The organism is Polycladomyces zharkentensis, from assembly GCF_016938855.1.
In the GTDB taxonomy this organism is placed as follows: domain Bacteria; phylum Bacillota; class Bacilli; order Thermoactinomycetales; family JIR-001; genus Polycladomyces; species Polycladomyces zharkentensis.
The window spans coordinates 140,981-155,341 of record NZ_JAFHAP010000001.1; the positions used below are offsets into that span (position 1 = coordinate 140,981).

Genomic DNA, 14,361 nt, shown 5'->3' on the forward strand with positions numbered 1-14,361 from the left:
GACCAACAGTTTTTTGATGCTATTTTTACTCCATTTTCCCTTTACAAACCGTGTCCTGCCACTTCTTCCACTGCCCTGGCCACTTCCCGATGCACTTTGGGGTTGAGGGGGTGCGGAACCAGTTCACCATCCCGGGTGCAGTTGGCAATAGCTTCGGCTGCCGCTACCAACATTTCATGAGTAATGCGTTTGGCTCCCGCATTCAGTACACCGCGGAAAATACCGGGAAAGCCCAACACGTTGTTGACTGAACGTCCGTCGGCGGCAAAGCCGGCACCGGCCTTGAGCGCATCTTCCGGCTCGATCTCCGGTTTCGGGTTGGACAGCGCGAGAATCACCTGTCCTTCCCGGATCATCTCCGGCTTGATCAACCCTGGCACGCCGGTGGTGGAGATGACGATGTCGCATGTTTGCATCAGTTCTTCCAAACTGTCCAGCGGTTCCCCACCGTATGCGGCCAGTCGTTTCTTGGCATCTTCGTTCAAATCGACACCGTGCACGCGTTGAACACCGTAAGCGAGAAACATCCGGCAAATCGCGAGACCCGCCGCACCCAAACCGACTTGTCCGACCACCGCTTCCTTCAAGTCCACTCCGGCACAACGGCATGCGGAGATGACCGCAGCCAACGTGACAACCGCAGTACCGTGTTGGTCGTCGTGCATGACGGGAATATCCAATTCTTCCTTCAGCCGGTCCTCCACTTCAAAACAATGCGGCGAACCGATATCCTCCAGCAAAATGCCACCAAAACCGGGTGAAATCGTTTTGACCGTCCGCACGATTTCATCGGGATCTTTGGTGTTCAACAGAATCGGTACACCGCTGATTCCTGCAAACCGGTCGAACAACGCCGCTTTCCCTTCCATTACCGGCATCCCGGCCACGGGACCGATGTCGCCGAGTCCCAAAATGGCGGTACCGTCCGTCACGATGGCCACTGTGTTGCCGATACTGGTGTAGATGCGTGCTTTTTCCGGCTCTTCCTGGATCACCCGGCAAACGTTGGCCACCCCCGGCGTATAGACTCGCCGCAAGTCGGCCAGCGAGCGGATGTCCATTTTGCTTTTCATATGGATTTTTCCGCCTTCGTGCGCACGCAGCACGTCGTCGGATACGGTGCGGACCCTGATTCCGCCGCCCAGGCCTTGGATCGCGTCGATGACGGCGTGCAATTGTTCCTCGTTCTCACAATGCACGGTGATGTCGCGCATGGTGGTGAACGGTCCGATCTGCACCGTGACGATGTCTCCGATATCACCGCCCACCGAACCGATCGCGGTTGCTACTCGCCCCAAGTTACCCGGTTTTGAAGGTGTTTCCACCATAATCGAACGGATGACGTTTCTTTCTGACAAGAAGGGCACCCCCTGCTTCATTGGCTGAATCCGCTACATCAGGCGTTGGTTGATCATTTTGAACTGGAACAAATAGATGACCGTGGTTACAAACGAAAGAGCGATCACGCCCCACAAGAAGGTCTGCGCAAACGGCAGCCCGAACATCAACAAAAACAGTGCGACATAAAACAAAAACGTGGTCAGTTTCCCCAATGCATTGGCCGGTACGGTCCGTTTCCCGCGCAGATGAAAGAAAGCAGAACCGATGATCATCCCCACGTCGCGCAGGACGATCGCTACACCCGCCCAAATACTGATACGCTCCGATATCAATAACGACATAAAGACCGCCAGCATCATCAGTTTATCCGCCAGCGGGTCCAGCATGATGCCCAATTGGGTCACTTGCCGGTGTTTTCGAGCCAAATAACCGTCCACCACATCCGTCAACCCCGCCAAAAGGATGACCCCGAAAGCCCAATACATGCGATTCGGAAGATCGGAAAAAAAGAAGAATAAGTACAACGGAATCAACACGAACCGAAAGAGTGTCAACAGGTTGGGCACATTCACACGGGGTCCCTCCTCACGGCATTCCTACTGTATTATACCCGATTTTCGGCATCCGAAAAGACGGCAAGAAAGATCCCGCGCTACCACATGGGCAGGGCGGGGCTTTGGCTCACCCGTAGATCAAATCATACAGATGCTCCCACAAATCCGGGTTGAATACCTCACCTGGAGGTTGATCCCCCATCACACCGTAACCGATCATCAAACCGACAGCCAATACAATGATCCACACCAACGGAAGGAATAACAGAGTACGTTTTACCCACTTGGCTCCCGACCCTTGTTTCTGTTGTATCGTTTCCTTCGGTTGATCCTCTGCCTTGTCCACCGGTGATTGAGACGGCTCCGGGGTTGATGAAGGGGCCTCCTGCACCGCTTCTGCCGCAACAGCGACCGGGGCAGTTGTATCCAATGGCGCTTCATCGTCCTGGCTCCATTTCAGCTTGCCGATGGGTCTTCGAACGGGTTCGTCATCCTCTTCCCATTCGTCCGCCTGCTCATCTTGTTCATCGTCCTGCGAAGCCTCTTCGATCACCTTCGGATCCACCTGTTGCTGGCTGAGAGAATCCGGTTTTCCCTCACTTTCCTCATCGTTGGATGGAGTCGTCTCTTTGCCTTCTTCGGCGGACGGTTCCCCTTTTTCCGGTTTCTGATCTTCCGTCGGTTCCACCGGTGAAACAACCGGCGATTCGGCTTCGGCTTCACCATTTGATTCCTTTTCGGTTTCCACCAGGTCAGAGGATGGGGAGGCAGGTTTGTTTTCTTTTTCTTCGGGGGTGTCCTCGCTCCATTTCCAGTTTCCAAGCTCCGGCTTTCCGGATAAAGCAGGTTGGGCGGATTCAGCTTTCTCCACGTCCGTTTTTTCAGACTCGGAAATGACCAGATGAGACGTCGAATGGCTGGTACTGGGCTTTTTTTTATCCTCTTGCATAGTGCTAATCCTCTCCAAACAACTGTTGGATCGACGTGAAAGCGGCTCGTCCATTTAAAATGGAAGACGTTGTGACAATGTACACTTGAAAGGCTGACCACCGCTTTCCATCGTACAAGGAATCTGAAGATCGGTGTTGGGATGCGATCGCCCCGCCCTTGCCCTGTTTCCTTATGTATGGTATGGGGAATGCATCCCGAACGGATCGTTCGGCATTTTGATAGTACCCTGCCGTATCTTCGGTCGTTTGCCTTTGATCAGGGTACTGTATCGATCAACCATGGACTCACACCAAAGGGATCGTCTTCATAGATAGAATATATCGCAATTGTTGTTATAAGTCTACACTTCCGGGCTAAGCGGGAAGGGGAAGGGGGGAGAAATGATCCCTGTGGGAAGATCGCGATTCAATTATCCAAAAATGATTTCATGATTGCCAAAAAAGGGATCATCTCTTTGCAGCTCGTACGGCCCGGACAGGTCGCATATATGTATGTCAGCGTGAAACGCAGGTATGAAAAGGGCCATCCCGAGGGTTAAGTGGTGACACTCACCTTGGTGATATGATCTTTCACGCGGGCGTTTTCCTTCTGGCTATGTTTGCGTTTATATTTGATTTTGGTGGCTTCTCCTCCCCTTAAATGACGGATCGACTTGTGATATTCCAAAATTTCCTTGACCTGACTGGCGAGTTCGGGGTTAATCTCAGGCAGTCGTTCTGTCAGATCCTTGTGCACCGTGCTTTTGGAAACACCGAATTCCTTTGCGATCGTGCGAACGGTATTTCTGGTCTCGACAAAGTAGCGACCAATCTTGATGGTGCGCTCCTTGATGTAATCGTGCACTCCCTTCGCCCCCTCTTCGGAATGTCTGCTACATTATATGAGCCGTTTGATCGGTTATTCTCCCCTTACAAGCCGTGACAAGCCATTTTACGCGGTTTTTGGCCAAATGAAAAAAGCCGGAGCTGTTTCGCTCCGGCTTTGTCATGCTTTTTTTATTTCAAGTACAGTTCCGGCTGCACCGGTTGGTTGCCCTTCCTCACCTCAAAGTGGAGGTGGACACCGGCTTCTTTCTCAAAGTTGTTTCTTCCGGCCTGCGCGATCACATCACCTTGTTTGACCTCCTGACCCACTTTCACGCGGATATCGGTCAAACTTTGATATACGGTGATCAGACCGTTATCGTGCTGAATCTCCACTTGCTGACCCACCAGCGGATTGTGCTCCACTCGAATCACTTTTCCGCTCAACGCGGCGATCACATCGAAACTTTTGCCGTCTTTGCGGGCGTAGTCGATGCCTGAATGCGGCCAATACGTATTGGCGTATTTAACCAATGCCTTTTCTTTGGCTTTGGCGGTCGCGGTATCGTCATAGTAACCCATTTGCACGTCGGCATCGGCGGTCTTGGAGACCGGTGTCGTCATTTGTTCGGCTTTTTGATCGACCGGTACGGTATTGTGACTGATTTGCACATCCGTTCCGGGTTTGGTCACCCCAGGCTCTTGCGCGTTTTGGTACAACCAAACCACGGTGAGAATGAGTGCGGCAGCTGCGAGGTAGATGGCCGGAAAAGCCCATTTCTTCGCAAACAGACGTTTCCATCGGATTCCCTGCTTCGCATTGTCCATTTGGATCGGTTTATTTGGTTTTTCTGGTTTCATTTTCCTATCACCTCAGCAACCATTTTGGACACGGGTTTCTACTTTTATACCTGTCTCTCCCGACTTTTTTTATTTTTTTGAATGAGAAAAAGCCTGAAAAGACCCGTGTTGATCCCGACTATTCCGTCGGCTGGTTGAGAGTTTTGCGTGATAGGAAGGTGACGGCATTCATTGAGAGATGCCATGCATCCGGCCAAAACTTCAGGGGCATGATAGAGCTCAGAACGTTAAAGGAGGAACAGTCCTTGGAACCGTTTCAACCGGACCGCGTATATTTCGAACCGGCCGCGCTGAATTATCCGCTGGGCCAATCCCTGCACCGTCTGTTTCAAAGACTGGGCGTACCGATTCACATGACGACCTCCCACAATCGGGTGACCGGCATTCCCGGTGAGAATATTTTACTTGAAAACACGGAGTCTCGGGAATGTGACGAAATCCTCAGCGACAGCGCATGCGGTTACACCGTTATCGCCAATTTCCGATGGTCACGCCACGATAATAATATCGGACGATCTCCTCCGCCGACCTGCCCTGCTTGGCCAAGAGGTTGGCTCCCCATTGGCTCATCCCGACACCGTGCCCGTAACCCTGGGTAATGAACAGGATGGTACCGCCGCGAATGCTCCAGGTGAAATCCGTAGACGGCAACCCCAACGCCTCCCGAACCTGACGTCCGGTAAACCACTGATCCCCGATGCGGATTCTCCTGATGCGGTCGCTTTTTGTTCGTTCCGCTCCGCTGATCCAGTTGGCGCCCGCCACGGATTGGGCGACCAGTTTTTTTCCGGTGAATGCTTCCAAACGGCGAACGACCTCGCTCGTCGCATACCGGATTTGCGCCCGGTACTTGGGCGATTCACGATCCCAGGGAGACGGTACGCTGCGCAAATACGGATACGACCGACGGAAATAATCTTCCGCGTTTTCCGTTTGTCCGTTACTGGTGGAGAAAAAGGCGGCGTAGATCGGTTTTCCCCCGTATAACAAAATTTTTCCCCGTGTTTCCTGCACCGCCTGGTTGATCCGGTTTGAGTAAGAGGGATATCTGTCTTTCCACTCCGCTTTTAACTGCTCGTCCGTCACAAACGCTTGGTGGACCGGAGAATCGGTCACTTGTGCATCCTCGGCCGCCTCACCATACGACCGCATATCGGAAAAATCCCCCTTGGCCAGCCGCTCGGCAATATAAGTACGTGCCGCCATCGCTTGGGCTTTCAGCGCCTCCAAGTGAAAGTGGGCCGGCATCTCCGCGGCTACCACACCTCGGATATAGGATTCAAGCGGGAGCGTCACGACACGCCGCTCTTTGGTCAAAAAGATGCGTATCGTCGGCTCATGTGCATCATGTGTCAACCGAACCGGTTCGTTTGCACGGGGTGCGGTAGAAGTATCAAAATAGGTCACCAATGCCGGGACAGCCAGCATCACCGAGAGAAACGCAACCACATAAACAACGAATCCTTTGTGCATAATCCACCTCTTTCTCCCGATTCTCTCACTGAGGACAACCCTCTCTTACAGCCTATGAACCGCAGAAAGAGATAGTACCACAGAAGCGGAAGTCGTCCCCGGGATGGCCGGATAACCCCGGCATGACAGTTATCGGCTGCAAACAAAAAGGCCGCGAATGTCGCGACCTTCCAGATCCGTTATGAACTAAGCATATGAGGGCTGAACAGAGGATACGTCTTTCTCCGCGTCCACCTTGACACGTTTGATATCCGCACCCAATGCCTGCAGTTTCTCCACCAATTGAACGTAACCTCTGTCGATATGATGCAGTTCCGTTACTTCCGTCGTGCCTTCGGCTGCCAGGCCCGCCAACACAAGCGCCGCTCCCGCCCGCAGGTCGGTGGCTTTCACTTCAGCTCCGGACAACGGATGGCCTCCTTCGATCACGGCAGAGCGACCGTTGATTTTGATCTTTGCGCCCATCCGTTTCATTTCTTCGACGTGCATGAACCGGTTTTCAAACACGGTCTCAGTAACCACACTGTTGCCGTCCGCCGTCAGCAGCAACGCCATCATCTGCGATTGCATATCAGTCGGGAACCCCGGATAGGGCAGCGTTTTGACGTCCACCGGCTGCAATTTTCCTTCCGCACGAACATGGACGCCGTTCTCCCCTTCCAATACATGGACACCCATTTCACGCAGCTTGGCAATCAGCGGATTGATGTGATCGGGAATCGCTCCCTCCACAAACACCTCGCCGCGTGTGATCGCTGCCGCGACCATGTATGTGCCGGCTTCGATCCGATCGGGAATGACGGTATATTCCGTTCCTCTCAGGAAATCCACCCCGTCGATGCGGATCGTCCCGGTACCGGCTCCCCGTACCCGGGCACCCATCGCGTTCAGGAAATTGGCCAGATCAACGATTTCCGGTTCCCGCGCCGCATTTTCGATGATGGTGCGCCCTTCCGCCAGTGCTGCCGCCATCATGATGTTTTCCGTCGCTCCAACACTGGCCACATCGAGATAGATGCGGGTCCCCCGCAAACGATCCGGCACGCGTCCCTCGATATACCCTTGACCGATTTCAAACTCGGCACCCATCGCCTCAAATCCTTTGAGATGCTGATCAATCGGACGGCTGCCAATCGCGCACCCACCAGGCAGCGGAATACGAGCGTGTTTCTTTCGCGCCAACAACGGACCCATCACCAGGAACGAAGCCCGCATTTTCCGCACCAAATCGTACGGTGCCTGGGTCGTCGTCAACTTTTCCGCCCGGATGCGAACGGACCCTTCGTCCAGCTGCGCTTCCGCGCCCAAGTTTTGGAGCAGTTGGGTGATCGTTTTGACGTCTTCCAGCAGGGGAGTGTCATGAATGACGATTTCTCCCCGCGATGCGAGAATGGAAGCGGCGATGATCGGTAGGACAGCGTTTTTCGCACCGTGAATCTTTACTCTGCCTTTCAATTTCTTGCCGCCACGAACAATGATTTTTTCCAAATGTCTTCCCTCCGCCAAACTAGTATTCTATGGTGATGATTGGAGTCCCCATGGTCACGGCGATACGATGATGCAGGGGGTCCATTCGTGCGGCAACCTGCAGATTCATGAAACCGCCCTGCGTGTTTAATCCATCGGGGAACAAGGGGGAATAACAGGAAACGCTGGTGGTCGGCGCCGTGCGCAGCGCTTCCACCTCCCGCGCGCGCATCCGCTTCATCGCTTGCTGGATCCACTGCTCTTTATTCAACGGTTGCAACCGATGGTATCCTTGAATCGAGAAGTGCAACCTGGGCGCGATTCCCTGCTGTTCCAATCGTGTGACGAGACGTTGCCGGGCGCGGAAAAATGCCGCGTCAGGACGTCCCCGACCATTGATGCGAATCAATACGTACGGTTGAATCCACCGCTTTGTTGGCTCATCGTTGATAACGATCAATTCCACCCGTTGGTTTCGCCCCCACCAGCCGGAGGCGGACCAACGCAGACCGTCTCCTTCCTTGCGTTGAGCCGGCGACAAACCCAATGCCTGCCGCAATCCATCCGTCCATTGGTCCAGTCGGTGTCCTTCCATCACCTGAGCGGTTCGCCCGCCATGGTGCAACACGTATCGCTCCGGTTGTGCGCCCATTTCCAAAAACACATGCGTCAGCGTTTGTTCCGGCATCGCTGCCGGAGCCGATGCAACAATGAACGTACTTAGAATAATCAGTGCAAACGTGAGTGTCAACCATTTGGACCGCATATGTATCGCCCCCCTCTTTCTCTTTCACCATTGTTTACGAAAGAGAAAGAGGATATACGAGTGCGACCGCTGTTGACGAAGAAAATAGACAAACTCTTCAGCAGATTAAAACAGTTGACTGATCAGACGAGACCAACCCATATAGTCGATCAAAAAGGATGCCAGTCCGTGTCCCAACACCACCGACAGCAGGATCATCAACGCTTTGGCATGCACTGATGTGGGTTGGCGCATAAAGACGTCCAACCGGAGATTGGTCAGTGCCCACCAGCTGAAAGCGATGCTGACGAGCGACAGGATGATGTTGATAAGCGCGGTCACGCCTAAGCTTGTCGCCCCATCCACCATGGTATGCACTCCTTTGGTGACAGGTTCACTCTATCATCGTACATCAAAATGGACTCAGAAGCAAAAATGAATCCCTGAAAATCTCTTGACAAACCGGAAATGATTGGATAGGCGGTCGGATCGTCATACTAAAGATGAGATGACGGATTTTGAGGAGTTGACCATGATACTTTGATTTCCTACTTTCTTTTCAAATGGGTGTTGTACGCCATGGTGATGGAACTCGCCAACCTTTCCCTGAAAAATATGGAAATCGTCCGTTGGGGGCACTTGGTCATATCGGCGGGGGTGATCGCCGGTGTGACCGCATGGCTGGATCATATCCTGATTCGCCATATGAGCCGGTTCGCACTGGCATTGATCGATCTGTTCGCCATTGCTTTGTTGTTGTATGGCCTTCAATTTCTGTTTATCTCGTTTTCCCTGGACACCCATTCCTCCTTGGCCGTCGGTCTGGTACTGGCCATTGCCGAATGGTTCTTTCACCGTCACGGGATCCGATGGCGGTGACGTTTGGGAAAGCGAACGGGAGAACCCAACCTTTCAGGTTGGGATGAAAGCTGGCGTCAGACGTGGGAGGGCTTCTGCCCTCTCAGTTTTTCAAGCCATGGATGCGAAAACAATGAAAACGAAAACTGCCGGATGGGGAAACGCTCAAATGAAACCTTCCCCAGTCTTGAACCATTGGTGGATGGGTGTAGGTACCCACGGCAGATGAAACGAGAAGTCCACGGCGAAGCCATGTGGAGCAAGTCACGGTTACGGAACAGATCGGGACTGAGCAGCCCCCCAAGCCCCCCAATCACGACGAAAGCCGTTTGCCGCCAGAGGAAGGCAAACGGCTCCCCTCTGTTCATTCGACTTGCTTGGCACTTGTCGTTTCTCACTCAGGGTCCCGGAGGTGCCTGTGGAACCGACAGAACTTCCACCCATTTCAGTTGTCCCAATGCATGGAGCACCGCATTCGGGAACAATCCCAATCCCACAGTGCCGATCACACCAATTCCAATTACAATGGCCGTACCGATGGGGATGGCCAGCGGATTCCCCTTCGGTGCGGGACGGAAGTACATCTGTCGGATAAACTCGAAATAGTAGAAATAGGAAACGACCGTGGTTACCACCATCACCGCTGCGATCCAAAAGTGCTGGGTTGCGATGGCGTTGATCAGGAGGTAGAATTTACCGAAAAATCCAGCCGTGACCGGAATGCCCGCCAGCGACAGCACCAACAGGGTCATGGTAAGCGCGACCAGCGGCGATCTCCTGTATAATCCGGCAAAAGCACTGAATTCACCGTGTTCGGCATCGCGCTCCACCACCATGATCACCGCGAATACGCCGACAGTCATCAGCAGGTAGGCAAGCAGGTAAAACAGGGTGCTCTCAAAGAGCGTCATCCCCAGCGAAGCGAGCGGCACCAGCACATATCCGGCCTGGGCGATACCGGAATACGCCATCAGCCGTTTGACATTGGTCTGACGCAATGCGACGGCATTGCCGACGATCATGGATGCCCCCGCGATCACCAGCAACAACGGCGTAATGATCTCCTCCCACACGCGCAGCTGGATCAACTGAAGGTAAACCACCAACACAACCCGGGTCACCAAAGCAAATGCTGCCGTTTTGGATACAACCGCCAAAAATGCAGTAACCGACGTGGGGGAACCCTGATACACGTCAGGTGCCCACATGTGAAACGGTGCAGCGGCGATTTTAAACCCGAATCCCAACATCATCAAAAACAGCGACAGCAACACGAACGGTGCGTAACCGGTTTGGTATGCCTCCACGATCCGCTGCTGGACGACAAACAAATTGGTGCTGCCCGTCAGCCCGTACACGAATGACATCCCGTACAGGATGAACGCGGAGGAGACGCCACCCAAGACGACATATTTCCAAGCGGCCTCATTGGCGTCTGTCCGCTGTTTGCGGATCCCCGCCAGGATGTAGGAGGAGATGCTCAACAGCTCCAACCCGACAAACAGCGTAACCAAATCAGCCGAGGATGTCATCACTGAAGCACCCAACACGGCCGCAAGCAGCAGAAAGTAATATTCTCCCCGCGCCCTGATCCCTTCCCGATTTCCTCCGGAGAGGGAGAGCAGCAAAATCAGAGCCGTCCCGCCCAGCAACACCAGTTTGAACGATTGGGCCACCGGGTCCGTACGGTATGATCCCTGCAGAAGATCCACCGTCGCCGCTCCGAAGTGGACGGCCACGTACGTCCCCGCCCCGACGACGGCCAACAGGGCCAACCACCCCAGCCAGTCGCGGGAAGTCTCATCCGGTAACAACAGCTCCAGCACGATCAGCAGGGCGGCGGCGGTGACGAGGATCAACTCGGGTGTCATCGCCGACCAGTCGATGTGTGCCAAGGCTTTTTCCATATCCGCTCACCCTCCGATCCTGGTGACGATCATTTGCAGGGTGGTTTGCATCGGCTCGCCCAACATCTGCGGATAGACGCCGATCGCGATGATCAGGCCGAGCAACACCAACATCGGCACGGTTTCCACTGCCTTCGTATCGGTCAGGCGCTCCCAGCGGTCCAGGAAAGGTCCGAACGTGGCAGCCATGACCGCCCGCAACGTATAGGCGGCGGCCAAGATCAAACCCAATGCGCCGATGCCCGCAATGACCGGGTATTGTTTGAACATGCCGAGAAACGCCAAAAATTCGCTGACGAAACCGGACATACCGGGCAACCCCAGCAACGCCAGACCTCCCGCCAACAACACGCCGGAGAGAACCGGCATCGCCTTGGCCAATCCGCTCATTTCATCGATCATCGTCGTTCCCGTCCGTTCATAGAGCACAGCGATGATCAAAAACATCAGCGCGGAGATGAAACCGTGAGATACCGCTTGAAACACGGCTCCCTGCAATCCTGAAAAATTGAGCGCGGCGATTCCGAACAGGATGATCCCCATGTGGCTGACACTGGAATAGGCCAACACGCGCTTCAAATCACGCTGAACAAATGCCAGCGCCGCACCGTAGAGGATGTTGACCAGCCCCAGCACCGCCAAAAACGTCGCCATTTGCTGCACCAAGGGAGGAAACAGATCCACGCCGAACCGGATCAACCCGTACGCACCCATTTTCAATAAAACACCGGAGTGGATCATCACCACTGCCGGGGGCGCTTCCACATGGACACGCAACATCCAGGTATGAAACGGGAACGCGGGCAGCTTGATGCCGAATGCAATCAAAATGCAGAGGAAAATACCCCATATCACCTGTCTGAGCGGCCCCTGCATCCATTCGGGGTCAGCGAACAGCTGCGAGGTTCGAACCAGCAACTGATCCAGGTTCAGCGTGCCAAACACCAACAAGAGACCGCCAAACGCAAGCAACATCAATGCTGAACCCAATCCGTTATACAGCAGGAACTGGTTGGCGGCTCGCTCTCTTTCCATGTACCCCCAGATGCCCACCAGGAAATAGGTGGCCACCAGCGTCACCTCAAAGAAGAGGAAAAACAGAAACAGGTCGCGGGCGAGAAAGACACCGAGCATCGCCGTTTCCAACAGAAGAAACAGCAGGAAGTAACTTTTCACCCGTTCCTTGATGTACATCGATCCGACTGCGGCCAGCGCCGCGATGATCGTCGTCATCAGGACGAGTGGCAAGGACAAACCATCCGCACCCATGGCATAAGACAGCTTCCATCCCGGACTTTGCGGGATCGGGATGTGAATCCATGACACGTGTTGTGCAAATTGCACACCCCGGGATTGGGGGTCAAACAGCACGAACATCGTAATGGCCAGTATCAACGGAGGCAAGGTTCCCGCCATCCCGACCCATTTCAGCCACCGGTTCCGTTGCCGGGGAATGAACAACAAGACCAGCATGCCCAAAATCGGCGAAAATGTCACCCATGTAGGAAGCCCATTCCACACCGTCATCCGAACAACCTCCCCGCCGTCAGGCCGGCCAACAGGAGAACCAGTCCGATCAGACTGATCAGGGCGTAGGCCTGCACTTGACCGTTTTGCAACCGGGAGCCGACCCAGGCGATCATTCGCGTCACACCGACCGCCAGTCCCACCAAACCTTCAACGATCCACCGGTCAAAACCGCGGAACAGACGGCCGATGTTCCGCAAACCGGCCACAAATACTGCCCGGTAGATCTCATCAATGTAATATTTTCGGTACAACAACTGATACAGGATCGGCATCCGCTCTCTCCACGCAGCGGGAGACCATGCCCGGCGTCCGTACATCATCCAGGCGACCCCCAAACCGGCCAACGAGACCAGCGTGGCGCAGAGAGAGACCCAAAGCGGTGTACCAACTGCCGTCTCATGGACACCCACCCCTTCCGTGAGCCACATGCCCAACAACGGTACGGGCGCATTGGCGAAACCACCGACCACGGACAACAACGCCAATACCGCCATCGGCAGGATCATCACGGCGGGAACCGGTTGAACCTGCGCCTGTCCGCGATACTCGCCTGTGAATACCAGGAAAAACAGGCGGAACACGTAAAATGCGGTAAACAGGGCCGCCAACAGGCCGACGAGGAACACCCCTGTCCGACCGTCTGCGTATGCCGCCGCCAGGATCTCATCCTTGGAGAAAAAGCCGGCAAACGGCGGGATGCCGGATATGGCCAGGCAACCGATGAGGAACATCCATCCCACGGCCTTGTTTTTTCGCCACAAACCGCCCATCCGGCGAATGTCCTGCTCGTGGTGCAACGCGATGATCACCGCACCCGCGCCCAGGAACAGCAGTGCTTTGAAAAAGGCGTGCGTCATCAGATGAAACACGCCCGCCACATATCCGGCCGACCCCAGTGACAGCATCATATACCCCAGCTGGCTCACCGTGGAATAGGCCAGCACCCGTTTGATATCGTGCTGAACCAAACCGATCGATGCGGCGAAGATGGCTGTAAATGCTCCCACGTACGCCACCACGTCCATCGCCGTCTCGGAAGCCGCAAACAACGGGAATAACCGCGCAACCAAGTACACGCCCGCGGCCACCATCGTTGCGGCATGGATCAGGGCGCTGACCGGCGTCGGACCTTCCATGGCATCGGGCAACCATGTATGTAAGGGAAACTGACCCGATTTGCCGACAGCTCCGACAAAAATGAGAACGGCAATCCACGTCAACAGTGCCGGCGGGATTTTGCCGGCTTCAATCGCATTCAGTACGGAAGCGATGTCCAGACTGCCCACCTGCCAAAACAACAACGCGATGGCGATGAACAGCCCCACATCCCCGACGCGCGTGACGATGAATGCTTTTTTCGCCGCTGCTTTGGCTTCCGGCTTGTGGTACCAGAAACCGACCAACAGGAAGGAACACACCCCTACCAGTTCCCAGAAAATATACAGCTGAAGCAGATTGGGCGAGATCACCAGCCCCAGCATGGAGAACGTGAACAAGGTCAAATAGGCGTAAAACACGGTAAAACGGGGATCACCATGCATATATCCCCGGGCGTAGACGTGCACCAGAAAACTGACCAGGCTGACGATGACCAGCATCAACAGGTTCAGATGGTTCACGTCCGTCCCGAACGAAAAAACGGTGTTTCCCACCTTCAGCCACGGGAAGGTTTGCACCCCGGAGGTTGTTCCGCTTTCCTCCCGCGCCAGTACAGCCACCGAAGCGAGGAATGAAGCCAACGTGGCCGTGATTCCGATTACGGCGGCCGCATTTTCGCTCCACCGACGCCGGCCGGCGATCAACAGCAGAAACGCGATCAACGGGAACAACGGGATGATCCAAACATAAGCGATCATGGAGCATCCATCCTT

General features: G+C 54.6%; 13 protein-coding genes and 1 pseudogene. 2 read left to right on the plus strand and 12 right to left on the minus strand.

Features of this window, described 5'->3' with window-relative positions:
- Positions 1 to 41: 41 nt before the first annotated feature.
- From JQC72_RS00630 to spoIIQ, 5 genes are all read right to left on the minus strand, one after another.
- The gene (locus JQC72_RS00630; protein ID WP_419179824.1) at positions 42 to 1,328 is read right to left on the minus strand and encodes an NAD-dependent malic enzyme; all 1,287 of its coding nucleotides are present in this window, start codon (positions 1,326 to 1,328) and stop codon (positions 42 to 44) included.
- A 63-nt stretch (positions 1,329 to 1,391) separates the two neighbouring features.
- A complete protein-coding gene (pgsA, locus tag JQC72_RS00635) occupies positions 1,392 to 1,913 on the minus strand; it encodes a CDP-diacylglycerol--glycerol-3-phosphate 3-phosphatidyltransferase (RefSeq protein WP_205492182.1) in 522 nt (173 codons plus the stop codon).
- A gap of 109 nt (positions 1,914 to 2,022) precedes the next feature.
- The gene (locus tag JQC72_RS00640; RefSeq protein WP_205492183.1) at positions 2,023 to 2,844 is read right to left on the minus strand and encodes a DNA-directed RNA polymerase subunit beta; all 822 of its coding nucleotides are present in this window, start codon (positions 2,842 to 2,844) and stop codon (positions 2,023 to 2,025) included.
- A gap of 536 nt (positions 2,845 to 3,380) precedes the next feature.
- Entirely contained in the window at positions 3,381 to 3,689 is a 309-nt protein-coding gene (gene spoIIID / locus JQC72_RS00645) for a sporulation transcriptional regulator SpoIIID (RefSeq protein WP_205492184.1), read from the minus strand.
- 152 nt (positions 3,690 to 3,841) lie between these two features.
- Positions 3,842 to 4,510 (minus strand): stage II sporulation protein SpoIIQ, encoded by a 669-nt coding sequence (spoIIQ, locus tag JQC72_RS00650; protein ID WP_205492185.1) that lies wholly within the window; start codon positions 4,508 to 4,510, stop codon positions 3,842 to 3,844.
- Between the two features lie 209 nt (positions 4,511 to 4,719).
- On the opposite strand from spoIIQ, the pseudogene JQC72_RS16335 reads away from it, so the two are divergent.
- A pseudogene (locus tag JQC72_RS16335) lies at positions 4,720 to 4,902 on the plus strand (spore photoproduct lyase family protein); the annotation flags it as partial.
- A 76-nt stretch (positions 4,903 to 4,978) separates the two neighbouring features.
- On the opposite strand, the gene spoIID reads toward JQC72_RS16335, so the two are convergent.
- From spoIID to JQC72_RS00670, 4 genes are all read right to left on the minus strand, one after another.
- The gene (spoIID, locus tag JQC72_RS00655; RefSeq protein ID WP_205492186.1) at positions 4,979 to 5,983 is read right to left on the minus strand and encodes a stage II sporulation protein D; all 1,005 of its coding nucleotides are present in this window, start codon (positions 5,981 to 5,983) and stop codon (positions 4,979 to 4,981) included.
- Positions 5,984 to 6,169: 186 nt separating this feature from the next.
- Positions 6,170 to 7,471 (minus strand): UDP-N-acetylglucosamine 1-carboxyvinyltransferase, encoded by a 1,302-nt coding sequence (murA, locus tag JQC72_RS00660; RefSeq protein ID WP_205492187.1) that lies wholly within the window; start codon positions 7,469 to 7,471, stop codon positions 6,170 to 6,172.
- Between the two features lie 19 nt (positions 7,472 to 7,490).
- Positions 7,491 to 8,216 (minus strand): YwmB family TATA-box binding protein, encoded by a 726-nt coding sequence (locus JQC72_RS00665; protein WP_205492188.1) that lies wholly within the window; start codon positions 8,214 to 8,216, stop codon positions 7,491 to 7,493.
- 105 nt (positions 8,217 to 8,321) lie between these two features.
- Positions 8,322 to 8,564 carry a DUF1146 domain-containing protein gene (locus tag JQC72_RS00670; protein WP_205492189.1) on the minus strand — a complete coding sequence of 81 codons (243 nt, stop codon included), beginning with the start codon at positions 8,562 to 8,564 and terminating at the stop codon, positions 8,322 to 8,324.
- Between the two features lie 171 nt (positions 8,565 to 8,735).
- Here JQC72_RS00670 and JQC72_RS00675 point away from each other — a divergent pair, with 171 nt between their 5' ends.
- Positions 8,736 to 9,074 carry a hypothetical protein gene (locus tag JQC72_RS00675; RefSeq protein ID WP_205492190.1) on the plus strand — a complete coding sequence of 113 codons (339 nt, stop codon included), beginning with the start codon at positions 8,736 to 8,738 and terminating at the stop codon, positions 9,072 to 9,074.
- A 377-nt stretch (positions 9,075 to 9,451) separates the two neighbouring features.
- On the opposite strand, the gene JQC72_RS00680 is transcribed toward JQC72_RS00675, so the two are convergent.
- From JQC72_RS00680 to nuoL, 3 genes are read right to left on the minus strand one after another with little or no spacing between them, the layout of a single operon-like run.
- Complete coding sequence (locus JQC72_RS00680; protein WP_205492191.1) at positions 9,452 to 10,960, minus strand: NADH-quinone oxidoreductase subunit N; 1,509 nt, start codon at positions 10,958 to 10,960, stop codon at positions 9,452 to 9,454.
- Positions 10,961 to 10,966: 6 nt separating this feature from the next.
- A complete protein-coding gene (locus JQC72_RS00685) occupies positions 10,967 to 12,487 on the minus strand; it encodes a complex I subunit 4 family protein (protein WP_302104358.1) in 1,521 nt (506 codons plus the stop codon).
- The gene (gene nuoL / locus JQC72_RS00690) at positions 12,484 to 14,346 is read right to left on the minus strand and encodes an NADH-quinone oxidoreductase subunit L (RefSeq protein WP_205492192.1); all 1,863 of its coding nucleotides are present in this window, start codon (positions 14,344 to 14,346) and stop codon (positions 12,484 to 12,486) included. The genes JQC72_RS00685 and nuoL overlap by 4 nt, the downstream gene beginning before the upstream one ends.
- Between the last annotated feature and the right edge of the window lie 15 nt (positions 14,347 to 14,361).